Consider the following 26,475-nt stretch of genomic DNA (forward strand, 5'->3'; position numbering starts at 1 on the left):
AGCGGGCATTCTTGCACGATAAGCACATATATGTGCTTATGAGGCGAAATTATTGGCGGGAGATGGTCACATCGTGCCGATAAGCACACATAGGTGCTTAATGCGATAGAGCAGCGGGCATTCTTGCACGATAAGCACATATATGTGCTTATGAGGCGAAATTATTGGCGGGAGATGGTTACATCGTGTCGATAAGCACACATAGGTGCTTAATGCGATAGAGCAGCGGGCATTCTTGCACGATAAGCACATATATGTGCTTATGAGGCGAAATTATTGGCGGGAGATGGTCACATCGTGCCGATAAGCACACATAGGCGCTTAATGCCACAGAGAGCGGGCATTCTTGCACGATAAGCACATATATGCGCTTATGAGGTGAAATTATTGGCGGTACAGGAATTAACTCCTGCACCGCTATTTTTTGAAATTTTCTTCACTAATAGCGAGCTATGTTATTAGTGAGCATACCACTTTTGGAGCAGCCTCACCTATTAACCCCCAGCTTTATAATAGGGATAGTCCATTTTTTCTTGCACCTGCCTAGCCACGTCGCCACTCGTAATAGACTCTATGAAAAATAGACCTAAATCAATCGAAGCCGAAACTCCTCCGCCTGTGAATACGTTCCCATCTCTTACGTAACGTTCTTTAACGACCTCAGAGCAATAGGGCTCTAGCAGCTCATAGGCAGAAGGATTTGTTGTCGCTCTTTTGTCCTTTAAAAAACCAGCAGCACCCCAAATTAAAGCTCCGGTACAGACCGACACCTGATACTGGACATCACGCGCTGTTTGAATCCATGATATAAATTCAGCATCATATCGAAGCTGCCTTGTTGCCATACCGCCGGGAATAAATACAACATCATAACCTGATAGGTCAGGGTAAACATGATTGATTTTAATCGTCAAGCCTCGATCATCCGTAATTTGATCCTTGTTTGAACAAAAATCCCACGATATGTTCTCATTTGCTGTTACAATCCCGAGCCGCGTTACCGATTCATAAAACCCAACAAAATCTAAAGTAGTCATTTGATCAAACAGAATGAAAGCCATCTTCATCTTAAGCACCGGCCCTTCCATGTTATAAAATAAAAAAAGCATTTGATCTATGATCAAACACTTTGCCCAGGCGTACGACAGTATGAATATGTGCTTCCTCGTGGTTCTCCACGTTAGCGCCAGTTACACATACCAAATATTTACTTTATTATATTGAGAATATTCAAATAAATCAAAGCTTTTTTAGGCGTGCTCGCCTATAACTCATGATATTACAAAGTAATACTTTGTCATACTCAATGAAAAATGAGGCTGCCTATGCGTCCAAATACCGGGAGAATGGAAGCAAGTGGAGCGCGCTGAATAGGACAATGAAGCATGCCATTTTCTGGGCGCTTATGCGAAGACTGAGCTTTCTATCAACTGTCCGGTTGAAAGGCCTCAGCCTTAGTCTTCTTTGCGCTGCCAGCTGCCGGCTTGCGAAGCAGCAAAGAAAGCGGCAGCGCAGACACAATAATAATAGCTGAGAATAAGAAGGCATCATTAATACCGAGCGTATAGGCTGCTTTATAATCAGCGGGGCTTTCGCCAATCCGAGCCTGATGAACAGCCAGCCGGGCATAAAATAACGATGTAAACAAGCCGAGCGCCATCGCGCTGAAGATTTGTCTCAGCCAGTTAATGAGCGCGGAGGCGTGACCGGACAGCTCCTTTGGAATCGCCATCATCCCGGCATTGGTCACGGGCGTCAGCGCCAGGCCCGTTCCTGTATTGCGAATAGCGAGAATAATCATTATGGTCAGCAGGCTTGTGCTTATTTGCAGCCTGCTGAACAGATACGTTGTAATAATAAGAATAGAACCGCCAACAAGGGCTAGCACCGCAGGGCCAAGCTTATAATAGTAGCGACCGGAGAAGAAGGTGGCACAGGTTAAGCAAACAGCTCCCGGCAAGAACAGAAGGCCGATATGAAAGGAGCTGAGTGAGTGGATTTCTGCCAAATATAAAGGAACAAAGTAAATACCTGAATAAAGCGCAACAGAGAGAATAAGCGAAATAATTAAGCTTACCGTAAATGTCCGATTGCGAAACAAGCGAAGCTGGAGCAAGGGCGCCTCTGTCCGCAATTGATGGATAACAAACAGAACTGCACTGCTTAAACCAACAGTCAGGCATAGCCAAAAAGCTGCCGAATGCCAGCCCCAAGCATATATATTTCCAAACAGCAGCAGGAGTGACAGGCTGCCAAGAGCAGCGAGCGCAAGTCCTATACGGTCAAGCCTAGTCTCTTTGTTTATAGGACTGGATGGAAGAATGCGATGGCCAATAATTAGGGCCAAAATGCCAATCGGTACGGTCACTAGAAAAATAAGGTGCCAATCATAGCCCTGCAGCCAGCCACTTACAGAAGGAGCCAGCGCCGTTTCAAGAATGGTCGAGAACGACCATATGCTCACAGCCAGCGGCTGTTTATCAGGCGGGACTGTTCGGTAGATTAAAGCAAGTGATACGGGCTGAATGAGTCCGCAGAAAATACCTTGTAAAATACGAAAAGCGATAAGCGCATAGATATTCCATGATAAGGCACATAAGACGGACGTAATCGTAATGCCGGCTAGACAAAAGAGAAAGACCTGTTTTCCTCCGAATCGATCCCCTGCATAGCCGCTGGCGGGAGCTATTACGCCGCAGGCAAGCGAGAAGCCTGTAATAATCCATTGCACCTTCCCCAAATCGGTATGAAAAATGCCCATAAAACCTGGCAGGGATACATTGAGTGAAACGACATGGTACATGCCTACAAATGAGCCAAAAAAGAGCGTCGCCAGCGCAGGCCAAAATGATGCTTTGGCATAAAGTGGCTCACTCCGTTTTTCGGTTAGTTCTGCTGACAACATTCAGCCTCCTATGATTAACATATTTACTCATTTCCGAATAGATTGAGGATATAAAGTCATGATAACATATCGGAATAGTTGTTTATAATTGAAATATTGTATAAAGCGATAGAAATGATTTGCTGTATTTTTAGGAATGAATGACAAGCAACAACTGCTTAATAACACTATTCGGAAGGGCCGAGGCATGAGCACGAAGCATGGCCGTTTCATATGATGAAGGGTAAAGGGCTAGCCATGAATGAGCATGAGAGGAATAGGATATCGTGGGAGGGACAACAGATGGCTAAGTATCAAAATGTCCACGGGCTTATTGGCAATACACCTCTAGTTGAGCTTAAGGGGTTTGCGCTGCCGGAAGGAGTACAACTTTATGCAAAGCTTGAATATAAAAATCCAGGGGGCAGTGTCAAGGATCGGCTTGGCGTGGAGCTTCTGAACGATGCACTAGCAAGCGGACAGCTGCAGCCGGGAGGCACTGTTATTGAGGCTACCGCCGGGAATACGGGGATAGGACTTGCTTTGGCTGCAATTGGGCGGGGCATATCGACGATATTTGTCGTCCCAGAGAAATTCAGTGTGGAGAAGCAGCAGCTTATGCGGGCACTTGGCGCGAAAATTGTCAATACGGATTCAGAGCTTGGTATTACCGGTGCCATTCAGAAGGCTGAAGAGCTTGTGAGGGAAATACCTGGGGCGTATTCACCGAGGCAGTTCACAAACGCTGTTAACCCGTTAACCTACTATAAAACACTCGGTCCTGAGCTTTGGCATGATTTGGCCGGTGAGCTTGATGTGTTTGTAGCTGGAGCGGGGTCGGGTGGAACCTTTATGGGCACGGCGATCTATTTGAAGGAGCAGAATCCAAATATAAAGACGGTCATTGTTGAACCAGAGGGCTCGATTATTGGCGGCGGTGCGCCAGGTCCGCATCGGACGGAGGGAATCGGCGTTGAGAAGCTGGCTCCATTTATGGACAGCACTTACTTCGATGCCATTCATACGATTAAGGATGAGGATGCCTTTACTAGAGTGGGGGAGCTGGCGCAGCTCGAAGGTATGCTGGTAGGCAGCTCATCTGGAGCTGCTCTGCATGCTGCATTGATTGAGGCACATGGTGCAAAGCCTGGCAGCCGAATTGTAACTATTTTTCCCGATGGCAGCGAGCGCTACTTAAGTAAACAAATTTATGGCGGGGGTGTTTAAGCTGCGCAGAAAAACAAAGCTAATCCATGGGGGTAATCCCTTTGATCCGCATACAGGTGCGGTAAGCATACCCATTTATCAGGTCAGCACCTATAAGCAGGATGATATCGGCGTTCATAAGGGCTATGAGTATTCACGCACCGGAAACCCAACTCGTCATGCACTTGAGAGGTATGTAGCGGAATTGGAGGAAGGCGTAAGAGGATTTGCATTCAGCTCGGGGATGGCGGCCATCCATGCCGTATTTTCTCTGTTAAGCTCAGGTGATCATATTATCTTAACGGATGATGTGTATGGGGGGACGTATCGTATCGTGACGAGGGTACTGAGCCGCCTTGGCATCGAGGTAACCTTCATCGATACAACCAAGCAAGAAGAGCTCGACAAGGCGCTTCGGCCGAACACGAAGGCACTGTTTGTGGAAACGCCTACGAATCCGCTGCTGAAAGTAACTGACATTGCCAAAATCAGCGAATGGGCAAAGCATAGGAAGCTGCTGTTTATCGTCGATAATACGTTTAGTACACCGTACTGGCAAAACCCGATTGCGCTTGGAGCAGATATTGTGCTGCATTCAGCAACGAAATATATCGGCGGCCATAGCGATGTCGTTGCGGGTTTGGCGGTGGTCAATAGCGAGAAGCTGGGCGAAGAGCTGCATTTTGTACAAAATGCAACGGGAGCAGTTCTCGGTCCCCAGGATTCTTGGCTGCTTATGCGCGGCTTGAAGACGCTGGGACTCCGAATGGAGGCTCACGAAGAGAATGCGAGGGCAATCGCCTCTTATTTGTCGGGCTCAGATGCGGTCTTATGCATCCACTATCCTGGGCTTCCGAGCCATCCGCAGCATGAGCTTGCGAAGCAGCAGGCACGGGGCTTTGGGGGCATCATATCATTTGATGTTGGCAGTGCAGACAATGCATCGCGGGTCATCAAGCTATTGAAATATTTTACTCTAGCGGAAAGTCTTGGAGCTGTTGAAAGCCTCATATCTGTGCCAGCCCAGATGACACATGCCTCTATTCCGTCTGAAAGAAGGGCTCAGCTCGGCATTACTGATGGACTGATTCGCATATCTGTTGGGATTGAAGACTACGCAGATCTCATTGAGGATTTGGAGCAGGGCTTGAGAGCGTAACCAGCTGCTTGAGGCTTCGCAACCTATTGGGTCCTTTGTTCGTTAGTTAATGTACGCACCCAATGACTAACGAAAAAGGATGGTAGAAAAGTGACCTTAAATCGAAAGATAAGCAGGAGCCTAGTAACTGTGTCTCTTACGACAGCCGTACTCTTAAGTGGAATAGCCCCTGGAGGGGTTTCTTATAGTGCTGCTGCTCATTCCTCTGTCCCAGTAAAATTTCAAATCGGCAGTAATCAATCGACTGATTACCGCGGCGCGCATACGCTTGCCGCAGCACCTTATATATCGAACGGTATTGCGATGGTACCGGTCAGAGCTTTGGCGGAAGGATTGCAAGCAACGATAGAGTGGGATGCCAGCGCAAAAGGTATTTTATTAATCCGAGAAGGGCTTACCGTTCACCTTACACAAAACAGCGACGCGGTCATTGGCACGTATATTAAAAACGTAAAGCTTCCTGCGAAGGTAGCTAATGTACGAGGAAATGTCTTTGTACCGGCGAAGATGGTGGCGCAGCTTCTAGGAGCGCAGACCGAATGGGATGCGAAACAGAAAAAAGTGTCGATTCAGACGGACGAGACAGCGCTATCGCTTCACTACAGCTTCGATCAAAGTGAAGAGGGCTGGCAGGGCGCATTCGCTGATTATCCCGTTGATTACAATCCAGACATATATAATCTGGCGTACGCGAGAGAATTACTGCCGACGAACAATAATAAAACCAACTATGGCTTGAAGCTTAGCGGAATGAATCGCAGTGACGATTTGTTTATGTACGTTACGAAAAAAATAGAAGGCTTGCAGCCAAACACAACCTACCAGGCTTCATTATCCTTTCAGCTTTACACGGACCAAGCAGGCGGTATGATGGGGGTAGGCGGCGCGCCAGGGGAAGCTGTCAGCATTAAAGCGGGAATTTTGAACAAGGAGCCAAAGGCTATTGAGTCGGATACGGAAGGCGAGCCCATTTTCCGTATGAATATCGACAAAGGCAATCAAAGCAGCGAAGGCGAGGATATGAAAATCGTTGGTAATATGGTACAGCCCGATGATACGCTCACGGGCTTTCAGCCTGTGGCGATGGATTACGCTGCCACGCTGAAATCCAATGAGAAGGGCGAGCTTTATGTTATCATAGGAAGCGATTCTGGCTATGAGGGTCTAACTACCTTCTATCTCGATGCGATAAAGATCAAGCTTGCTCCACAGGATTAAACAAAGCGGAGAAGGCAATATTTTATTTGGATGAAGCGCGTTTCGAATGACGAAACGCGCTTCTGCTGCGTATATACCGTTATTTTTGGGCTAATTGCGCGTCAACCTTTGCAATAATGCTCATCATTTGCTGCTCGTATACATATGCTTTTTGTTTATGCGCATTGATTTGGTTAACATAGGTGAGCATTCTGGTCATAGAGCTTAACGAAGCTGTCGCATTTCCTTTCTTGACCGCTTGGTTTAACAGGGAGGATTCGGTTGTAAACTGCTTTTTCGTACTGCTGATGGAGCTTTTGGAAGCCTTTAGCTTAACTTTAAGCGGATCAATAGCACTTAGTGAATCGCGTAGTTTTTTTATCGATTTTGTCGCAGCCGATTTTGCTGCTTTTAGTGATGCCTCCTTGCTGCGTATATCGAGCTTAGCGATTTGAACGGCAGCCTTTGTCGTCTCAACCTGCGGCTTCAGTACATTTGCCATGGTTTTATTTTTATAGGATTTTGCGATGTTTAGCTGCTGGTTTAATGAATTATAAAGTGTGAACAAGGGCTCGTATTTTTTCTTCGCTTGGACTACGGCGCCTTCAAGCTTCTGCAATTTCTCTGCATCAACCTCCTTAATGCGCTTGCGTGTCGCCAGCACAGCCTCTTCATTCTGGTAATGTAGCTTGTCAATCTTCGTATCCCACTCTATCGTTCGCTTCTGAACAGCTTGCAGCTCCGCATATTGCGAGGTAAGCTTGGCGGCCGTTGTCTTATCGGCAGCTCCTTTCATTTTGTCAAAGGCGGTGCTGGCAGTGGCGCTGAACTCGAACGATGCAGCAGCAATAGCGGTTGGACTGATAAGCACAAGCAGAATAACAAGCCCAATTGCGGTTAACCGTGAAACGATACTCATAAATAATGAAGCCTCCTTTGGCACGTACATTACAACGCAAAAAAAGCACCAGCAAGATAGGCGTCATGCGCCATCTCTTACGGGTGCTTCCATCGTAAGCCGTGCTTATTTAACTAATTCTACCAATATACAGGATGATTCAAGCTGTCGTCAAGGGTGAAATGGCCTATACCGAGTTGCTCTGCGTATACTCTTCTGGTGTTTTTCCGATAATGGATTTGAAATCCTTTATGAAATGTGATTGATCATAATAGCCTAGATCCGTCGATAGCTTTAATAGGTCTGGATAGCTGCCATTATCCATAGCCTCTGCGGCATGCTGCAGTCGGTACAGCTTGATCACCCATTTGGGGCTAATGCCAACGTATTGGCTAAATAAGCGCTGAAGCTTTCTCTTATTGATCTGGTTTTTGCGGCATAGCTGTTCAACCATTGTAAGCTCACTGTCCTCAAGAATATGAGTAATCATTTGATTGATTTGCGTAACGTACTCGTCATCATTAGGAAGATGCTTCAAAAGCAGAGCTTCGGTCAATGCAATTTTACTTTCCGTATCCGTCTGAGCTTTCAATTGTCCCTCGTATACCATACCATCATTGCCAAAAACGTCCTCAAGCGACAAAGCATGCTCCGTAAGCTTGGATATCGGTGATTGAATAAAGGGATAGAAGCCCCCAGGATGAAATTTAACGCCAAAAACCTGTCCATGCCCTTCAATTTTTTTCGTATACATGCGGCTGGCAGGCCCATAAATACCGCTTTGATGATCCTCCATCACCATATTCACACAAGGATTGGGGACAACATTTTGCAAATAGGGGGGCTGATCATCTAGATTCCAGCTTACGGCCCAGTAATGCTTAACAAAGGGGCGTAATTGTTTAGAGGGGTCATGTCGGGTAAGTTGAAATTTTTTCTCGCCCTCGCTCAGCTGCAAAATACCCATGCTGGGCTTTCTGTCCGTTATCGTCATTAGTGAATCTCTCCTATTGATTGTTTTGTCGCGTTTTTACAATACGGGGGTCTGCTAGTAACGCTATACTTCGAATAGATAGAGTCAAAAGCAAGATCAATAGAAACGCAAAAGAAGGAGTGTCGGCGATGGAGTTCAAGTATGAGTTTTATATCGGAGCGGAGCCAGAGAAGGTATGGGCTGCGCTTGTATTGCCTGAGGGAACGAGACAAACGTTTTTTGGCTGCATCATTAAGTCTGCATTCGAGACGGGTTCGACCTTTGAATACATTGGCCCAGGAACGGATGGCGATGAGACGGTTCATATCTATGGTACTATTCTAGCATATGAGCAGAATAAAATATTTAGCGTTTTAGAGCATCCAGGTCCGTCCTATAGACCGAACCATGCGGAGCTGGAGTCCAGAATTACATTCTCGCTGGAAGCGGTTGGGACAACAACGAAGCTGACGCTAGTCAATGACCAATTTACAGACAATCATCCTTCGCTGGAAACGGTGGACAGCCAATGGTGGATGATTCTGAGTAATGTAAAAACGTATGTTGAAACGGGCAAGAACCTCGATTTTGGGTGGTAGGCATACAAAAAAATTTAAATCAGACAAAAAGGTTCCACATTAATATGTGGAGTCCTTTTTGTTGTTGTACAGGAAGCTATGGATTCTCGGAACCTGTTGATAACGATGCTGCGCCAGCAGCCGGAGAGCGGATAACGAAATCTAACGAAATCTAACGGAAACCAGAGACGCTAAAGTTCCATTTTTGGTTAGCGTCACATTTTAACGGAAGTGGGAGACGCTATTCCGCAGAAATGAAGTGAGATGGGGCATATTGGGTACAAATAGAGGCCTGTGTTTCCGTTAAAATCTTGAAACGGAAAATAAAGGCGATTTAGCGTCTTTGGTTTCCGTTAGAAGTGTGAGCTGATACGTCTGCGATTCCAAATCACTGCTTCATTCAACAGTACCTGATATAGGGGGGGGTGCAGTTTGAAGCTATATAAGTTGAACTTAATTTTTGGAAACCTATGGTAAGGAAATAGCGGCCTGCATGTCGAATAAGAAAGCGAATAACTCGAACAGGCAGGGATGAACGTTATCAAGCGTTATATTCATATCATAAGGGAAAAGCAGTCAAGGACATCGCCGTTTTCTTTGGTTCAACTGATATAGTTGGGTTAGTTCGTTTAGAAAATAGCGCTAAGGACGAGGCTACGCTGCAGTTTGTACAACGTAAGCGACGTTAATCGCCTGACTCGATACGTACACTGTAGTTTTTGCAATAGATGGCCTAGTATAGGGCGATATTCGTTGGTTTGGAGCTCATTCTCCTGCATAATTACAATGTAGCCATCTGAAACAGCTCTCATGTGAGGTTTCTATTGCACGAAGTGCAGTCTAGGCTGCTTCTCCTTTGCAGCCTTATTTTCACCTTTAAATGTCTTAGAAAATCAAAGAATCTGGCTGCAATAGCGACCCTTTAGAATGATCTTCTCGCACAGCGCCCAAAACGTAAATGTTTAGTTCAACTTATATATATATTGATAAGAACAAAGCTTTCTCGGAATTATTATGTTCTGAATTGGAGGGGACAACAGTGAAACTTGAAAGACTTATGGCCATTACGATCCTTCTACACTGGCATTCGGCAACCAAAATTTGGATGGGTTGCTCGATAAAGTTGGCGCATTAGTCTCGAAGGTAGAGCTAGTACGATACGCTGCATAAAGCCGTAAGTGATAAAAGGCTGATCCGTTTTACCTATACCAACGGACAAGGGGGAGAAACAGAACGTTGTATTGAACCCATGGGGCTGGTGCTCAAAGGCTACACGTGGTATCTTCACGGCTATTGCTTAAACCGAGAGCATTACGCATGTTCAGGCTTTCTCGGATCCGAAATCTACTCATTCTTGAGGACATGTTCGAGCGTCGAATGGTGACACTGTCTGAGTTGAATGAAAATTGGGGTCAGCAGCATGATTCCAGAATGGTCGATCTGGTACTTAGATTTACAGGGCCGGCTAAGGTTTCAGCCGAAGATCATTTTGATTCGGATGAAATTGTACGGCAACCCGATGGTTCGCTTATCGTTCGGGTTCGATATCCGGATAACGATTGGTTAATCGGCTTTTTACTTCATTTTAGGACGGATTTGTTTATAATTGAACCCCCGCATATTGCTGAGGCGGTACGAAGAAGTGCTTTGGAGATAGCTAAACTTTATATCGATTGTTGACACACAGTTGTCAACAAGCATGGTTTATTATGAGTTTAAATAGAGCGAACACATGAATCAGTCACAAGAAAATAGTAAAAAATTTGAGGAGGCTTTCCAAAAATGACTTGTTCAGAACAACAAAGTGTACGCAGTGACCACCAGAGCACTGAGATCAAGCCTTACCGCATCGATGTTCCGCAGGCGGATCTTGATGAATTACGAGACCGCTTAACCCGTACCCGTTGGCCGGATGCTTTGACCGGTGTAGGCTGGGACTATGGTATTCCCGTTGATTATCTCAAGGAACTGGCAGAATACTGGAGAACCAAATATGACTGGCGCACACACGAGGAATCTCTTAACCAATTCCCACAGTTCACTACCATCATAGACGGACAGAACATACACTTTCTGCATGTGCGTTCACCAGAACCTGGGGCAATGCCACTGATCATCACACATGGTTGGCCGGGTTCAATCGTAGAGTTCATGAACATTATCGGACCGCTCACCGATCCCCGTGCTCATGGCGGTAACCCGGAAGATGCTTTCCATGTCGTTATACCTTCACTACCGGGCTTTGGCTTTTCTGGACCGACAACCGAGGTGGGGTGGAACATTGGTCGAGTAGCCAGGGCTTGGGCTGAACTGATGCGTCGTCTAGGTTATGAACGTTACGGCGCACAAGGCGGGGACACCGGAGCGATGGTCTCTCCAGAGCTTGGACGATTTGCGCCAGAATCTGTCATTGGAATACATGCAAACGGGCTTACAACATTCCCGTCCGGAGATCCCGCAGAATCGCTTAATTTAACTGAACTCGAGCGAGCGCGCTACGATACGTTGACTGAACAAAGCTATGAGACAACAGGTTATGCGATTATACAATCTACACGACCACAGACACTTGCTTACGCTCTGACTGACTCGCCTGTCGGTCAGCTTGCTTGGATCGTTGAGAAGTTCAAGGAATGGACAGATCCTACCGCAAATCTCCCGGAAGATGCGGTTGGTCTCGACCACTTGCTGACAAATGTTTCATTGTATTGGTTGACCGGAACAGCAGGGTCATCGGCAAGGATTTATAAAGAGGAGGCAAAATCCTGGGGCATGCCTGCTCAGCGCTCCACAGTTCCTACCGGTGTTGCGGTTTTTCCGAAAGACATCTCGATTCGGGGTATTGTTGAACGCGAGCATAACGTCGTGCGCTGGTCGGAATTCGATCGAGGTGGTCACTTTGCGGCAATGGAAGCACCTGACCTATTAGTGAATGACATCCGAAAGTTTTTTGGTCAACTTCGCTAAGACTAACCGGAATGTTATTGCTGGCAGCACCCCAACAACGTTTGATTTAATCATTTTAAAAGCCCGGATTCCAAACAGGAATCCAGGCTTTTTTTTAGGTGCGCCCAGCATGGGCGCTATCTCTAGGGTTCTTCTGGACGATCTCAAAGACAAGGGAACCATACGAACGTTGGGAATCCAGGGAGGCAGTAGACAAAATGCTGCAACAAGCTGTGACCCAAGTACTAACGCCTGTCTTTGAACCCTAATTTTTGAAAAATAGTTATGGTTTCAGATCGAAAAGAAGTGCCCAGGATGCGTTGAGGAAGTGCAAGGAATATGCGAACCAAGGGTATACCTACGTCACAGGATGGGTAAATGACTTCAAACTTGCGGAGATGAAGAAGCTGCTGAAGGCAACGGAGGAATGGTGAAGGCGGAGGCTGCGAATGTATATTGGGAAACAGTGGAAACGGGTAAGAGCCCACTATCCGATAGGAGGGGGCTCAGATTGATGGGTTTTCATTGAATACATGCTATATGGAGGTTTTAAGCTTGTTTCTATAGTCTTTATATTTCGCAACAAACCGATGCTTGAGTATCCAATACACTACCAATAAATTTCGCAACTTGTAAATGTAATGGATCGGCAAGATAAGTTTCCATATCCCTCATCGACGCAAATTTTGTAATCAGAATGAGATCGTAAGAAGATGCATCATGGCGAATGTCCACCTCAACTTGTATATCAAGTAAAGCTGGAATGTTTCCTTTCATTCCAAGGAGAACGTCCTTTGTTTCTTTAATCTTCGTGGCATCGCTGTCATTCAACTTTAAAAGCAAGTGGTTAATAATCATGGGTACCTCCGTCATTGTATTTGAATTCAACATGACCTTAGGGAACGGTCCCTAAGGCCAACGATGGTGATTGCTCAGAAAATGGATAGGCTCACAATTTTATCGTCTACAATACCGAAATGATAGTTCAACAATAACGGATCGGGTAAACCGGTTTTGTCGTAAGTTCCATCCAATTGGCAAGTTACCACAATCTCTTCGCCATCTTCTTTTGTTTCTTTTGGCTCCAACGTTACGTTTGCCCCGAAATGGTATTGTTCACTCCATTTTTAATGGTTAGACGGTAGGAATGGTTCCACCATCAATGACGTATTCACTTCCTGTAATGGATGCTGCACGGTCGGAAACCAAAAATGCGACCAGTTCAGCCACTTCTTCTGGGAATCCTGGCCGACCAATGGGTATGCCTCCAAGCGAAGCCATGAGTTGCTCGAGCGCGCTTTCTCTGCTTCCTGTCTCCGTTGCGATTCGATCAATCAATGCATCTGCTGCCTCGGTTTGAATAAAACCAGGAGACAACGTATTTATTCGAATTCCCTGAGGAGAAAACTCATTAGACAATCCTTTGCTGTAATTAGCAAGAGCGGCTTTTGCGGAAGCATAAGCTAGTGTCGTTTCATATAGAGGTAACCGGCTTTGGATTGAGGTGAAATGAAGAATAACGCCTGATTTATTTTCCAACATGAGTGGAATTAAGCCGCGATCAAGCCGAACGGCGGCGAGCAGATTCCAATTTAATGCCTGAAACCAATCTTCATCGCTCAATACAAGAGCACCTCCGGGAGGTGTGGTTGATCCACCTACGCAATGGATAATAATATCGATACCGCCAAGTTGTTCTTTCACTGCGGTGATCACTTGATCTACACCTTCAGGTGAAGCAATATCTGCTTGAACAAATTTGACTGAATTCGGCAAGTTCGCAGATTGGGAACGGGCAGTTGTCAGGACACTAGCCCCACTGTTGGTGAGCCTTTTCACAACAGCTTGTCCCATTCCTTTTGTTCCTCCGGTTACAAGCACCTTCTTGCCTTCAAATTCTGCTGCAGAGAACTCAAATACTTTTTTCATATCTATTCCTCCTAGTGATGGACACGTTCATATTCAATGATTCATCTAAAATAGCTCTGTCCGTTAGCCTTGATGTGTTGTTCGAGAGGAGCTAAATTTAATATTACACTTGCCACTTCTATAACGTCCAATTTATTATAATAATAAAAATGATGAATAATATTAATGTATAGAAGGGATATTTTAATGGAACTTACACAATTAGAATACTTTATGACCGTTGCACGGCTTGAACATATGACCTTAGCCTCCAAAACACTCGGTATTACTCAGCCAGCGTTAAGTCATGCGATTGCCAAGCTTGAAAACGAAATAGGAGCTCCCTTATTTGAGCGAAATGGACGAAATATAAAGCTGAACCGAAATGGAACCATGTTCTCAAAATGGATTGGCAGAGCGTTGCAAAATATCGAAAATGGCATTAAGGAAATTGAAGAATGGTCTAATCCTGAAACAGGAGTGATTACGTTATCTTATCTGAATATTCTAGGTGTGGATTTGATCCCTAGTTTAATCCGGAGTTACCAGTTGGAATATCCCAAAGTTCGTTTTGAATTGACACAAGGGAATCTAGGGGATATTGATGACCATCTGGAACAAGGTTTTTCGGATGTTATGATTACATCGAGGGAATCCACTTTAGATAATCATCAATGGGTAATTATTCAAAAGGTCCCTTTATATATTGTTGTGTCCTCCCAGCATCATTATGCGGATTGCTCTGCTCTAAATTTGGCAGAGCTGTCGGGTGAGCCATTCATTGGTTTGAAAAATAACTGTGGATTAAAGGCTACGATTATGTCTCGGTTCCAACATACCGGGTTTGTTTTTGATTCGGCGTATGAAGCCGAAGACCTGATTACTGTAGCTGGTTTCGTGAAGTCAGGTCTAGGTGTGTCTGTATTGCCTAAGACTCTGGGGTTGATGTTGGATGAACTGATTTGGATTCCAATCATTGACGAAGGTTGGTATTGGGAAATTGGATTGAAGTGGAGAGAAGACCGTCATATTTCTCCAGCAGCCAAACGGTTTATTGCATACATTGAAAATTTAAATCCAAGGAAATAGGAAATAGGTGAGTAAGCAAAGTACGAACAGTCCAGCGCATTTTTCGGAAAATACTTCAAACCTGCTTGCTGCTCGTCGAAGCGAACAATGGGACGGAAGCAAAAGCGACTAAGGCGATCCATGCGCGATTTGAGAAATGTGACAAGTCTCCTGATTGAAGTTAGAACTGAAAACGTTCATAACAGGATGGGTAAACGACTTCAAACTTACTGAGATGGAGAAGCTGCTGAAGGCATCGGCTTTAACCATAACACTGCCTTTAAATTTGCATGCACAAGAAAAGGCTGTTGGCGAATAGCCAAAATCCTTATCCTTAGTACTACTGTAACGAATGCCCGCTTAAAGCAAGCGGGATACGCATGCTTCTCGGATTATCTTAAAATAGTAAAGGTGTAAACTTAGGAACCGCCAAGCGCCGAACGGTATGCTTGGTGGTGTGGGAGGGAGGCTAATTAATAATTAGCCTCCTATCCAATAAGTACAGGAAAGTAGAAGTTACACATTTATACTCCGCCTGTATATTCCAGAGAAACCTTTTGCCCTTGGACAAGGACGTCGACAGCCGTTTTACCTTGGTCCGTCAGGATCAAACATTCCTTTTCTGGCTGTGTTTCTTTATACTGTATAAAAAGGACAGGCGGCATACGTCTGCGATTAGGGACAGGAGAGATGACATAATGGGTTATAAAATCGTGTTTTTTGATATCGATGGGACGCTAATCAATGAACAAAAGGAAATTCCAGCGGATACAATTAAAGCTATTGCCGAGCTGAAGGAAAGCGGCGTGGAGCCGGTTATCGCAACGGGCAGGGCACCCTATTTCATTAAGCCGCTTGCGGAGCAGCTAGGTATTGAATCCTTCGTCTGCTTGAACGGCGGATATGTTGTCTACAAAGGTGAGGCTCTGTACAGACGGGAAATTGAGAAGAGCAGGCTAGAGGCGCTTGTTAAGGTTGCTGCCGAGCATAACCACGGGCTCGTATTTGAAGGCGAGCATAATTTCTTCGCTGATAAAGAGGATCATCCGTTTATTATCGAGTCGGTTAATTCTTTAAAGGTTGATTTGCCGGGCTATAACCCAGAGTTTTGGAAGACAGACGGCATTTATCAGGTGTTCCTTCACTGTGAAGATCATGAAGAGCACTTGTATGATGGCTTGCACTCTGAATTAAAGCTGATCCGCTGGCATCCACAAGCGATTGATGTTCTTCCGGCAGGAGGCTCCAAGGCACAAGGGATTGAAGCGCTGCTTAATAAGCTAGGCTTGACACCTGCCGATGCGGTTGCTTTCGGGGATGGGCTGAACGATAAAGAGATGCTGGAGACGGTAGGCTTCGGGGTTGCTATGGGCAACTCTCATCCAGAGCTGCTGCCATTCGCTGACTTTGTGACTACCCATGTAGATGAGCAAGGCATTCGCAATGGATTAGTTAAAGCAGGTTTATTGTAAATAAGAGCGATTCATCATCCCCTAGTGGGAGCATAACAGCCCTGTCTCCTCGCGAGACAGGGCTGTTTGTATAACAAATCGCAATAGTATACGATAGCCAGCATTTTTATGGGAATAATCAACTGTAAGATGTATGTTAAATATTGGCACGAAAAGGTATGCCTATCCGTATAAGCATACTAATAAACAGGCAAGAAAGGGCGGCCCCGAAATGATGAATAAGCAGAGCGAGTATATAAGCATGCAGGATTACGTCCTTCGCGTAGCGATAAGAGAGGCTGGCTATGATGAGGAAAAGCCGGTCATTCGTCAAATTGGGCTGGAGGTTGCGCCAGGTCAGCTAATTGGCTTAATTGGGCCTAACGGAGCGGGGAAAAGCACGACGATTAAAACAATTCTTGGATTGATGGCGCATGTAAATGGTGAAATTGAGCTCGGTGGTCAAAATAAACGGTATGCCTATGTCCCGGAGCAGCCGGTCTTCTATGAATATTTTACATTATGGGAGCATTTGCACTTGGCAGCATCGGTCTTTGGCATGGACGAGCGCCAGTTCGGTCCGAAGGCAGAAGAGCTGTTGGAGCGATTTCGGCTGACAGAGGAGAAGCATCATTACCCGACTCATTTCTCCAAGGGCATGCAGCAGAAGCTAATGCTTATTATTGCGTTTCTGCTGGAGCCGGATATTTATATTGTGGATGAGCCGTTCGTTGGTCTGGACCCGCGGGCAACAGCAGATTTCCTGAGGCTGCTGGAGGGTGAACGGGAGCGAGGCGCAGGCGTACTGATGTCTACACATGTTTTGGACACCGCAGAGCGAATTTGCAGCGGCTTCGTCCTTATTAATAGCGGATCGGTGGTTGCCCGGGGCTCATTGGATCAGGTAAGAGCCGCTGCGGGCTGCGCAGAGGACGCGACATTATTTGATTGCTTTCACGCATTGACTTAGGAGGTGGAGGCAGATGATTACTCCCAGGCAATTATTTTGGATTCGGCTGAAGCGGAACCGAAAGGAGCAGCTTCGCGCTTGGACGAGCGTGCTGGATTGGACGGTATGGCTGTATTTGCTTATCCCGGGTCTATTCATAGGTGGCGGTCTCTACCGTGAGGCTATGCTGGAAATGCCGTTATGGGCTATGAATTTTCCTTGGACTACGTTGTACCCTATTTTGCTGCTTATTATTTTATTTTTTGGACAGATCCGTATATTTGTAGATGAAGCCGATCGATTGTTTCTTTTGCAAAAGCCAGAGTGGCTGCAATCGTTAAAGCGACATGGTATAGCTTATACGTTAGCTGCTAAGCTTGTCGTAATCGGGCTGCCTTTTAGCCTGCTAGTGCCTTTTCTAATAAAGGTCGAAGGGTTGTCTTGGCTTCAGCTGGTGATGGCTTATAGCTATACGATTGTTATCGGGATGATTTTGGCTGTCAGCATACAGATGATGAACGGCTGGATGAGGGGCTGGCGCAAAACGGCAATAGATGCTGCTTGCTTGTTGTTATTTGTTGCTGTTTATTTAATTCCAATGCTAGCCTGGGCCAAAAATGCAACCATGCTGGGCATCGTGCTTAGTATTGGAGTAATCGTTATGCTTCTAGTGCTGCGGGTCAGCTTGAAATTCAAAATCAACTTTGAAGCAGAGGTGAAAGCAGAAAGCCAAGCACGGCTGCGCAGCACGGAGCTGCTAATGAGTCAGGTCGTTGAATCAAAGCCGATGATCCGGATTAAGCGACCGATATTTTTCCGTCGTTCACAACGTATCTTTCGTAAATCAGATGCAGGGACGATGCTTGCGGAAATGCGAATAAAAGCTTTTTTGCGAGGCATGACGCATATACGTGTCTGGATTAGCTTTATTTTTGCAACTACGTATGCGGTAACGCTTGTGCCTGGCCCAATTGCACTGTTCTTAGTCATTGCTTTGACGATCATCGGCTCTACATGGCTGCAGCTGCAGTGGAAGCAGTGGTTTGGTGAAGAATTTTTAACCCAGTTCCCTTGGACGGATCATGATGCTCAGAGAGGAGCGGTTCTATCGCGATTCTGGCTGCTGCTGCTGCCGATGCTCATTTGGTCGTCTATTGCAGGCTATAAGCTGCTTGGATTATGGGCGGTTGTACCAGCGGCTATCCTCTGCTTTGTGGTGTGGGGCTTTATTAGTAGAACCGCCGTACGTCCGGTCTCCATTTGAAAGGAAAAGAAATCAAATAGATTCACCGCCGCCATTTCGGGGTAATTAATCCTAGGGCAGATGCTTGACCGAAAACAGAGAATTAACAAAAACATTCTCGGAGGTGCAAGTGAATATGAGTACAGATCGGGATTTGTATGGTGCAGTAGAAGAGGAGATTTTGGCGAAAAAACAAGGAAACAGCTACATTTTAACGACAACAAAGGGCACCATCGGAGAGATCACCTACGCTATGGTTGACGTCGACACTTGGGTCATCGATCATACGTTTGTCGACGGAGCATATCGCGGTCAAAACTTGGCGAAACAGCTGCTGGATTTTGTAGTGGAAGAGGCTAGAGAGAAGGGAAGGAAGATTATTCCCTCCTGCTCCTACGCGCTCGCCCAGTTCAAACGTTATCCTGCCTATGAGGATGTTTGGGAGAAGAGCGGCACAGAATACTCGGATCAATACAGCTCTGGCGGCGCAGGCTCTGCCAGCGGAAATTCGCCTAAATAAATGACAAAGAAGAGAGCCGTGGACCTGTTGGTCTGCGGCTCTCTTCTTTGAAATATAGGAAAGTATATCATTTCACCATACTTTCTCTATATTTCTCCGGAATGAAACGCGCCATCGCCATAAGGACGGCGACAGCCGTTTCACCTTGCCTGCTTTAAGCACTATTTGGCAGCAGCATTCAAACGAGATTGCTCATTCAGCTTGAGCAGGTCAGAGAACTTACCGAATCCACTGCCCTTGGTGTCTTTAGTAATCGTAGGTTTTGGGGGTACCATTGCTAGGCCTCCTTTTACTAGTTAATAGGGCCAACATAGCATATGGAAGAAAGTGGCGTCAATTGTAACTTTTTGTTGTATTTAAGTAGAGCTGCAGTTGAAGGAAGTCGGCCAAATAAATATTTTCTAGTTCGTCATCGCATTCTCTTTGAGCTTTGAGCGTCGCAAACTTGGAATAGAGTCGATTTAAGTAGGGTTGGCTCGCCAAGCAATGGAATTCGAATTGTTTCACCTGTTTATTTTCTTCAGCAATATGGCTGATCAAATGACGGAAGCCTTCTATGAACAAGCGGCTGCTTCGGTAGGCGTTGTCTATAATGACGGAATCGACAAAAGCAATCTCTCCCTGAGGATCGGACTCATAGCTGGAGGCTAGATATTTGAAATGTACCCAGCCGATGGTTTCGTTTTGCGGACTTTTAATCAACATGATCTTGTCGTCTGCTGAAGCTTGCAAAATATGCAATAGCGTATCTGAAAGGGAGAACTGTCTCTTGAAATCGGCGCGATGCTTGATAAAAAACAACGTATATTCGGCAAAGTCCGTGCCGCTTTGACATATTTGATAGTGTGCAAGCATCGATTAGCGAGCCTCCTCCTATTTTCTGTCCTTTAAGGTTTGCCTCACGCGCTCATCAAGCTCAGGATGCTTGGACAGTACATAATGAAGGCCTTTCCGCTGAAGCGTAAGAAACGTACAGGCTGTAATGGCGGTTACATCGGCTGTACGAGGCACGTTATTCATTAGGGCAATCTCTCCAAAATAATCACCATCTCCAAGAACAGCCAGACGATGCACTCCGGTATCAGTGTTGGCATCTCGGCGGGAAACCTCTACACGGCCGCGGGCAATGAAGTAAAACTTCTCGCCCTGCTCTCCCTCTTGAATGATCGATTGGCCGGGAGCAAACGTTTCGGTGTTGAATAGACTTCGGATTTCTTGCAAAATGCTGCGGTCGACACCTTCGAAAAACGGAAGCTTCGCTAGTCTTTCCTCGTCAATATCGGCCTCTTGTCCGTTTTCAGATACCGAAATGCCATGCTGCTTGTCCCATAGCTGCTTATAATAACCGTCGGTGCTCAGCATATGCTGGTGAGTGCCGCTATCCACAAGCTCGCCCTTGTCGAACACAAATATACAGTCCGCTTCCACGATAGAGGCGAGACGATGGGTAACGGTAATGACTGTACGATTGGGCGCGAGCTCATTAAACGTTTCGTTAATCGATGCTTCAGAGATGGGGTCAAGCGCAGAGGTCGCCTCGTCCAGCAGCAGCATTGGTGGATTTCTCAATATTGCGCGGGCAATGGCTAGCCTCTGCCGCTGTCCGCCAGAGAAGTTTGAGCCATCGTCCATCACGAGCGTGTCGTAGCCATCGGGCAGTGACATAATGTAGGAATGAATCTCCGCTTGCTCGGCTGCCTTAATAATTTCTTTCTTGGTCGCCTCGGGCTTGCTGATTCGAATATTTTCGATTATCGTTCCGCGAAAAAGAAAATTTTCCTGAAAGACGACGCCAAGCTGATCACGAATGGAGCCGCGGCTGATGTCCTGCATGGGCTGGCCGTTTATTTCCAGTTGTCCCGCACTCGGTTCATAAAATCCGAGCACAAGCTGGATGAGCGTGCTTTTGCCGGAGCCGCTGGAGCCTACGAATGCGGCGGTAGTTCCTGCAGCGATGTGCAGATTGATTTTTTTCAGCGTTTCCCGTTCCTCGTTGTAGCTGAAGGAAACGTCGGAGAAACGAAGATCAGGAAGCTGATTTTTTGCCCTCGCCAAAGGCAGGCTTCCCGTTGCTTCCTTGGGCGCATTCAGCAGCCGATTCATTCGCTCTATACTTACCGAAGCATCGGTAAATGCGGGTATGGTAAAGGTTAAATTAAATACTGAATTTCCCATAGACGTATACATCGTGAAGAAAGCAACCAACGCACCGAGTGTAATATATTCGTGCAGCGCCAGATAAGATCCGATAGCGATAATGGTCATATTGACGACCAGCAGGCTGACCATCGGCAATCGTTCAAGCTGAGCGGCCATAATATTTTTACGGTAATGAATATGGAACATCGTTTGCAATCGATCAGCAAATTTTTCAGTCATCGCCTGCTGAAGGTTAAAGCCTTTAATCACCTTTTGCGCTTTGAGTGTTTCCTGCACATCTCCGGTCATCAGGTCCAGCTGTTCCTTGTGGCTTGAGTTAATCGCTTGCGCACGGCGGCTAAGCAGATAGGGTCCAATAAAAACAAAGGCAGCCCCAAGCAGAATAACAAGTGCCATTTTCCATTGCAAATAAAATAAAACAATTGTACTAATTGTTACGACGGCTGCCGACTGGATGCCGACTGTCAGTAAAGCGCTCATTGCATATTCAATCGCAGGCAGGTCGACGGTGAAATGAGAGAGCAGCTCGCTTGAACGCGTTTTTTGAAAGAAGCCCATATTGACCTGCTGCATGTGCTGAAACAGCTTCATTCGCAAATCCTTTTGAATACGTGCAATCAGCTTGGAGAGTGCATAATCGCTCAGAACACCGGCGCTGACACAGATCACTCCGCTAATTCCAATAATGAATAGGATGAGAGTGAATGCATTCATGTCCTTCGGAGTAATAGCCTTGTCGATGAGAACCTGAAAGCTTAAAGGTGCTAGAGATATGAAGAGTAGATCGAGAAATAGGGTGACAAAGAATAAGGCAGCCAGCGGCTTATAAGCACGCATATAACCGATTAATTGCCTGATGACAGTAAAGGCCATAAGTTCGTTTGCTCCTCCTGAGCTTAAAAGTATAGTTCATGGGGATATTTCTGCATGGATGCATGCCAGTCGGCGAAATCCATCCGATATTCCTCTATTATGCCGTGAACGGTTTCTTGAATTGCGGTTTTCTGAGCGAGCTTGCCGCATAGCCTTTGAAGGCGCGGCTGTGCCGGTATCCAGAAACGAAGCTCAGTCACGGGATGCTTTAGCTGGGCCAAATGCTGAGCGAGAAACTGCGATGCTTGCAGAAAGAGTCGGCTGCTCCGAAAGTGTTCTTTTAGAAAAACCGTTTGAATTTGTAGTATGTGCTGATCCTCATAGCTCTGCGCTCCTGTTCCGCGAATAAATCCAAGCGCGCCTGCTGCCTCGTCATTGGAATCTCTAATGAGAATACATTCCTCTCCCATTAATACAGGGCTTGAGATATAGCTTAGGGCAACAGGAAAGGAATAGGGCAAATTTAAGGCGTCATAGTTCTCTAGCAAAAATTGCATATAAATCTCTTGGGATTTAGCGGTGGAGCATATCGTGAAATAGCAGCTCATGGGCATATTTACCTTTCCTGAGTGATATCGACAAATTATAACATGGTCTGCTGATGAACAGAAGATGGATGAAATCGTGGATAGTATACGGTTTGCTTAAACTTTGATCACAAATTTTTCTTTTACACGTACAATAACCCAATAGGAAATCGATGAAATGGAGGAGAACGACAGTGATACTTGTTTCGGATAGTCCTACGTTTGAGCTTAACCCGCTAACGCTGTCAGAACTGGAAAGAAGGATACTGCAAGCTAAGCGGAGAAGCCAGGTCGTCTATCGCTATCCGTCAGTCGACGCGCTAGTGTTTGAGATGAAGATGCGTACGCATATTATCGAGGCGGCCAAGGCTCTTTATGCGGGCGGAGCCAACTTTGCAACGTTTGAGGGGTCCAAATGCAATGAGAAGTATTGGATTCGCACAGCAAATGGAGGCTTCCAGCTCAGGGGGGGCGTGCTGCCTTCTGTAGGTATAACCGATATTTTTGAAAATGGTCATTTGTATGGTTTCGAATGTGCAGGCGCTATTATTATTATTTTATATAAAGCAGTACTCGAAACGGTAGGCGAAGCGGTGTTCAACGCGTATTTTCAAAACCTGTTTTTGAGGGATTGGCAATATGACCGTGATTTGAGCTTAATTACGACTTACAATAAAAACGAAGCCTATCCAGGTGATGTGCTTTACTTTAAAAACCCCGACCATGATCCGGAAACACCGGAGTGGCAGGGAGAAAATGTGATTATGCTCGATGACAATTTATATTTTGGGCACGGAATCGGCATTGAGTCGGGGCAGGATATTATTGCTGCACTGAATCGAATGAGGAGAAGAGGAAGCACGATTTCAGCTTATCTGCAGGATTTGGTCGTTCATCCTGACTTCGAATACTTGCGCAGGCTTTCAGTGAATGACGTTATTCCAGCGGGGCAGAGGGATTACGAGAGGATTGGAATTGCAGGCAGTGTGGGGGAAAGTACCTTTCTCATCTAATAAGTATTATGATAATTGGTAAGCTGAGCAGAGAAGCACCTGTAGCGTGGGCATAATGGCTAACCATACCGGTGTTTCTTTTATCCATAGGAGGACTAAAATAAGACGATGAGAATGCATGTGCTAATTGTAGATGATGATCCCTCTATTCGAGAGCTGCTGCGCTTCGTGCTGCGGAAGGAGGGCTATGTTGTGCTAGAAGCAGAAAACGGACAGGCAGCCTCTAATCTATTGGAAAATGAACAGGTTCATTTGGCTGTTGTTGATGTTATGATGCCCGGCAAGGACGGCTTCGAGCTTTGTCAGGAAATCAGGCAGCATTATGATATTCCAGTCATTATGCTCACGGCCAGAGGAGAGATGGAGGATAAGGAGAAAGGGTTTGATGCGGGAACGGACGATTATTTGGTCAAGCCCTTCGAGCCAAAGGAGCTTTTGTTTCGTATGAAGGCATTGCTGCGCCGATATCGGCTAGTATCCTCCGAGGTGATTCAGCTAGGCAGCATTATGATTGATCGCAGAGGATATGAAATTACGGTGGGGGACGAGCTGCTTACGCTGCCGCTGCGGGAATTTGAGCTATTGTCGCAATTGGCGAGCCACCCTGGCCGTATTTATACGAGAGAGCAGCTGATTCAGCTGATTTGGAGCTCGGATTTTAAAGGGGACAGCCGTACGGTTGATGTTCATATTAAGCGGCTGCGGGAGCGCTTTGCTGATCGTCAGGATGATTTTACGATTAAGACGATTCGGGGACTCGGCTATAAGCTGGAGGTACATGAGGGATGAAGTCATTATATGTTCGCATTGTTTTCACGTTCGTAATAGTCGCTATGGCAAGCGGGGTCCTCGGTTTAATCGTAACAAGCCTGTATTATCAAAATAAGCAGCAGTCGGGAAATGAGCAAACGATGCTCGATATTGCAACCAATATTCAGGAGCAATATGAGCAAAATCCGGAAATGGATTTGAATGCGTATTTGACACATATTGCGGCGCTAGGCTTCCAAATTTATAGAGCAGGCGCGAATGGAGAAGGACAAGCCTACGGCTCGCCCTTTAAGCATGGACAGCTGACGGAGCAGCAAATTCAGTCCGTACAGAATGGCATTGCTTATTTAGGCATGGAGGAGCAGAAAAACCGGCTGCAGCTGTTTTCCTATTTCAAAAACAGTGTTCTGAATACGGCAGGCTTGCCCGTTCAAACGCCAAACGGTGTGGAGGCATGGTTTATTCGCCCTGATCTCCAGCAGCAAATTGGTGAGGTCCGCGTTATTGCAGCCATATTAATTGGTTATACGTTTTTGATTAGCCTGCTGTTTATCGTCATTCTGTCGCGGCTAATTGTCAAGCCGATTAATCAGCTGACGAAAGCGACAAAGCAAATGGTTGTCGGTGAATTTCATGCATCGCTGCAGCTGTCTAGGAAGGATGAAATTGGCGAGCTGGCACGTAATTTCTCTGTAATGACTAAAGCGATCAAACAGCTGGATCAGGTGCGGCAGGATTTTGTCGCCAACGTCTCGCATGAATTTCAGACACCGCTAACGTCAATGCAGGGCCTTGCAAGGGCAGCACGTGACAAGGAGACGACTGAAGAGCAGCGGGAGAACTACTTGACTATCATCGAGAAGGAGAGCGGGCGTCTCTCCGGGCTCAGCAAGCAGCTCCTGAAGCTCGCGGTGCTGGACAAGGATCATCCGCCGCTCCATAAAACAACGTATCGCCTTGATGAGCAGATTCGCGAGGTTTTGATTGCGCTTGAGTGGCAGTGGACGGAGAAGGGGCTGCAATTAGAGCTGGAGCTGCCGGATACGGTCATCGTTGCTGATCAACAGCTGCTTTATGAGGTATGGCTGAACCTCATCACCAACAGTATAAAATTTTCCAATGCGGGCCAGGTTATCAGCATTGCGATCACAAATACAGAGGAGATTGTTGTTGAAATACGCGATATGGGGATTGGCATAGCTGAGGATGAGCTTTTGTTTATTTTCGATCGTTTCTATAAAGCGAATAAGGCCAGAGATCATGCGTCGACTGGCAGCGGGCTGGGTCTTTCAATTGTGCAGAAGCTAGTATCTCTGCATCAAGGATGCATTACGATACAGAGCCAGCCTGGCGCCGGTACGACGGTCCAGGTGACAATGCCGCGATTGTCATCATAACGAGGCAGCAGGTGGAGCGGATTGCTCCGCTCTTTGGCTGGAAGAGAGTATTTAATCCCGGTTTAAGCTCCGAGCGCGAAATTGCTTGTATTGAAAATAAAGTGTGCAGCCAATGCAATAGCCAAGAATAGCGGAGAGAGCAGCAGCACCCATCATGCCTGCAAATATATAGCCTGCAATGGACCAGCCGAATGCGAAGCTCAGCAATGAAAAGGTGAGGAAGCCTACACCGAGTGAATTGTTGAAGCGCTGCAGCTCGGCTGCTTCCGTCTGGGATGAAGCAATATAACGAGTGAGCAGCGGACGGGCAATGCGAATAAACAAATTAGCTTTTGGACCAAAGAGTAGTCCAGCTGCTTGAATGACCCACAATGCTGCAATTAGCCAAGGCAGCTGCAGTACTATTGCAATGAGAAGCACGGTGACTATGCCGGTCTGATTGGCGCGGACGTATGGAATAGGAATTTCCTTCATACAAAAACCAACTTTCCCAAGTGGTATTTAATAATTTAATACTATTGAAAAATACCCGTTTTGGCAACAGCTAATCGATCATTATTTAAGTTCAACTTATAGACTAAACTCCAATGCACAGCTAATCTTGCAGCATCGTTAGCTGCGTACGACCTTAAATGCGTTATATCATGCACTAAAGTCCCCGCTAGTTTAAGGAGAATTGGCCTACACTGCACTTCGTACAATAGAAACCTCACATGAGAACCGTTTCAGGCGGCTACATTGTAATTCTGCAGTA

The 26,475-nt window shown here is 46.1% G+C and carries 24 protein-coding genes, 1 pseudogene and 1 riboswitch; of the genes and pseudogenes, 14 read left to right on the forward strand and 11 right to left on the reverse strand.

The window, feature by feature from the left end:
• Positions 1-494 precede the first annotated feature (494 nt).
• Entirely contained in the window at positions 495-1,067 is a 573-nt protein-coding gene (locus MHI37_RS01655; RefSeq protein WP_076338855.1) for a DJ-1/PfpI family protein, read from the reverse strand.
• Positions 1,068-1,124: 57 nt separating this feature from the next.
• Positions 1,125-1,204, reverse strand: a riboswitch (ZMP/ZTP riboswitch).
• 222 nt (positions 1,205-1,426) lie between these two features.
• On the reverse strand, positions 1,427-2,905 hold the full coding sequence (locus MHI37_RS01660; RefSeq protein ID WP_076338854.1) for an MDR family MFS transporter: 1,479 nt from the start codon (positions 2,903-2,905) through the stop codon (positions 1,427-1,429).
• Between the two features lie 282 nt (positions 2,906-3,187).
• Between MHI37_RS01660 and MHI37_RS01665 the strand changes: the two genes are divergently transcribed.
• From MHI37_RS01665 to MHI37_RS01675, 3 genes are all read left to right on the forward strand, one after another.
• Positions 3,188-4,111, forward strand: coding sequence for a cysteine synthase family protein (locus MHI37_RS01665; protein ID WP_076338853.1), 924 nt, complete (start codon positions 3,188-3,190; stop codon positions 4,109-4,111).
• Position 4,112: 1 nt separating this feature from the next.
• Positions 4,113-5,249: a bifunctional cystathionine gamma-lyase/homocysteine desulfhydrase gene (locus MHI37_RS01670; protein ID WP_076338871.1), complete on the forward strand. Its 1,137-nt coding sequence runs from the start codon at positions 4,113-4,115 to the stop codon at positions 5,247-5,249.
• A gap of 129 nt (positions 5,250-5,378) precedes the next feature.
• A complete protein-coding gene (locus MHI37_RS01675) occupies positions 5,379-6,467 on the forward strand; it encodes a copper amine oxidase N-terminal domain-containing protein (protein ID WP_076338852.1) in 1,089 nt (362 codons plus the stop codon).
• Between the two features lie 79 nt (positions 6,468-6,546).
• Here MHI37_RS01675 and MHI37_RS01680 read toward each other — a convergent pair whose 3' ends face one another.
• Positions 6,547-7,365 carry a hypothetical protein gene (locus MHI37_RS01680; RefSeq protein ID WP_076338851.1) on the reverse strand — a complete coding sequence of 273 codons (819 nt, stop codon included), beginning with the start codon at positions 7,363-7,365 and terminating at the stop codon, positions 6,547-6,549.
• A 166-nt stretch (positions 7,366-7,531) separates the two neighbouring features.
• The gene (locus MHI37_RS01685; protein ID WP_076338850.1) at positions 7,532-8,338 is read right to left on the reverse strand and encodes a helix-turn-helix transcriptional regulator; all 807 of its coding nucleotides are present in this window, start codon (positions 8,336-8,338) and stop codon (positions 7,532-7,534) included.
• 128 nt (positions 8,339-8,466) lie between these two features.
• Between MHI37_RS01685 and MHI37_RS01690 the strand changes: the two genes are divergently transcribed.
• From MHI37_RS01690 to MHI37_RS01700, 3 genes and pseudogenes are all read left to right on the forward strand, one after another.
• Positions 8,467-8,916 (forward strand): SRPBCC family protein, encoded by a 450-nt coding sequence (locus tag MHI37_RS01690; protein WP_076338849.1) that lies wholly within the window; start codon positions 8,467-8,469, stop codon positions 8,914-8,916.
• 1,171 nt (positions 8,917-10,087) lie between these two features.
• Positions 10,088-10,575, forward strand: a pseudogene (locus MHI37_RS01695) (WYL domain-containing protein).
• A 102-nt stretch (positions 10,576-10,677) separates the two neighbouring features.
• Complete coding sequence (locus MHI37_RS01700; protein WP_076338847.1) at positions 10,678-11,862, forward strand: epoxide hydrolase family protein; 1,185 nt, start codon at positions 10,678-10,680, stop codon at positions 11,860-11,862.
• A gap of 549 nt (positions 11,863-12,411) precedes the next feature.
• Here the strand turns inward: MHI37_RS01700 and MHI37_RS01705 are convergent.
• From MHI37_RS01705 to MHI37_RS01715, 3 genes are all read right to left on the reverse strand, one after another.
• Positions 12,412-12,699 (reverse strand): Dabb family protein, encoded by a 288-nt coding sequence (locus MHI37_RS01705; protein WP_076338846.1) that lies wholly within the window; start codon positions 12,697-12,699, stop codon positions 12,412-12,414.
• A gap of 74 nt (positions 12,700-12,773) precedes the next feature.
• Entirely contained in the window at positions 12,774-12,929 is a 156-nt protein-coding gene (locus MHI37_RS01710; protein WP_179090293.1) for a hypothetical protein, read from the reverse strand.
• A gap of 46 nt (positions 12,930-12,975) precedes the next feature.
• Positions 12,976-13,770 (reverse strand): SDR family oxidoreductase, encoded by a 795-nt coding sequence (locus MHI37_RS01715; RefSeq protein ID WP_076338845.1) that lies wholly within the window; start codon positions 13,768-13,770, stop codon positions 12,976-12,978.
• 186 nt (positions 13,771-13,956) lie between these two features.
• Between MHI37_RS01715 and MHI37_RS01720 the strand changes: the two genes are divergently transcribed.
• The 5 genes from MHI37_RS01720 to MHI37_RS01740 all read left to right on the forward strand — a co-directional run bounded on the left by MHI37_RS01720 (position 13,957) and on the right by MHI37_RS01740 (position 18,980).
• Positions 13,957-14,838, forward strand: a complete 882-nt coding sequence (locus MHI37_RS01720; RefSeq protein ID WP_076338844.1) for a LysR family transcriptional regulator — start codon at positions 13,957-13,959, stop codon at positions 14,836-14,838.
• 677 nt (positions 14,839-15,515) lie between these two features.
• Positions 15,516-16,289 (forward strand): Cof-type HAD-IIB family hydrolase, encoded by a 774-nt coding sequence (locus tag MHI37_RS01725; protein ID WP_076338843.1) that lies wholly within the window; start codon positions 15,516-15,518, stop codon positions 16,287-16,289.
• Positions 16,290-16,503: 214 nt separating this feature from the next.
• On the forward strand, positions 16,504-17,238 hold the full coding sequence (locus MHI37_RS01730; RefSeq protein WP_076338870.1) for an ABC transporter ATP-binding protein: 735 nt from the start codon (positions 16,504-16,506) through the stop codon (positions 17,236-17,238).
• Positions 17,239-17,251: 13 nt separating this feature from the next.
• Complete coding sequence (locus MHI37_RS01735) at positions 17,252-18,481, forward strand: ABC transporter permease (RefSeq protein WP_076338842.1); 1,230 nt, start codon at positions 17,252-17,254, stop codon at positions 18,479-18,481.
• Between the two features lie 115 nt (positions 18,482-18,596).
• Positions 18,597-18,980: a GNAT family N-acetyltransferase gene (locus MHI37_RS01740; protein WP_076338841.1), complete on the forward strand. Its 384-nt coding sequence runs from the start codon at positions 18,597-18,599 to the stop codon at positions 18,978-18,980.
• A gap of 333 nt (positions 18,981-19,313) precedes the next feature.
• Here the strand turns inward: MHI37_RS01740 and MHI37_RS01745 are convergent, their stop codons facing one another.
• From MHI37_RS01745 to MHI37_RS01755, 3 genes are read right to left on the reverse strand one after another with little or no spacing between them, the layout of a single operon-like run.
• Positions 19,314-19,835: a hypothetical protein gene (locus MHI37_RS01745; RefSeq protein WP_076338840.1), complete on the reverse strand. Its 522-nt coding sequence runs from the start codon at positions 19,833-19,835 to the stop codon at positions 19,314-19,316.
• An 18-nt stretch (positions 19,836-19,853) separates the two neighbouring features.
• A complete protein-coding gene (locus MHI37_RS01750; protein WP_076338839.1) occupies positions 19,854-22,013 on the reverse strand; it encodes an ABC transporter transmembrane domain-containing protein in 2,160 nt (719 codons plus the stop codon).
• Positions 22,014-22,036: 23 nt separating this feature from the next.
• Positions 22,037-22,510: a hypothetical protein gene (locus MHI37_RS01755; RefSeq protein ID WP_256710649.1), complete on the reverse strand. Its 474-nt coding sequence runs from the start codon at positions 22,508-22,510 to the stop codon at positions 22,037-22,039.
• A gap of 224 nt (positions 22,511-22,734) precedes the next feature.
• Here MHI37_RS01755 and MHI37_RS01760 point away from each other — a divergent pair, with 224 nt between their 5' ends.
• The 3 genes from MHI37_RS01760 to MHI37_RS01770 all read left to right on the forward strand — a co-directional run bounded on the left by MHI37_RS01760 (position 22,735) and on the right by MHI37_RS01770 (position 25,721).
• Positions 22,735-23,553: a protein-glutamine gamma-glutamyltransferase gene (locus MHI37_RS01760; protein ID WP_076338838.1), complete on the forward strand. Its 819-nt coding sequence runs from the start codon at positions 22,735-22,737 to the stop codon at positions 23,551-23,553.
• A 108-nt stretch (positions 23,554-23,661) separates the two neighbouring features.
• On the forward strand, positions 23,662-24,342 hold the full coding sequence (locus MHI37_RS01765; protein WP_076338837.1) for a response regulator transcription factor: 681 nt from the start codon (positions 23,662-23,664) through the stop codon (positions 24,340-24,342).
• Complete coding sequence (locus MHI37_RS01770) at positions 24,339-25,721, forward strand: HAMP domain-containing sensor histidine kinase (protein ID WP_076338836.1); 1,383 nt, start codon at positions 24,339-24,341, stop codon at positions 25,719-25,721. The genes MHI37_RS01765 and MHI37_RS01770 overlap by 4 nt, the downstream gene beginning before the upstream one ends.
• A 51-nt stretch (positions 25,722-25,772) precedes the next feature.
• Here MHI37_RS01770 and MHI37_RS01775 read toward each other — a convergent pair whose 3' ends face one another.
• Positions 25,773-26,195, reverse strand: coding sequence for a DUF4395 domain-containing protein (locus MHI37_RS01775; RefSeq protein ID WP_076338835.1), 423 nt, complete (start codon positions 26,193-26,195; stop codon positions 25,773-25,775).
• Positions 26,196-26,475 lie beyond the last annotated feature (280 nt).

Source organism: Paenibacillus sp. FSL H8-0548, from assembly GCF_038630985.1.
GTDB lineage: Bacteria > Bacillota > Bacilli > Paenibacillales > Paenibacillaceae > Pristimantibacillus.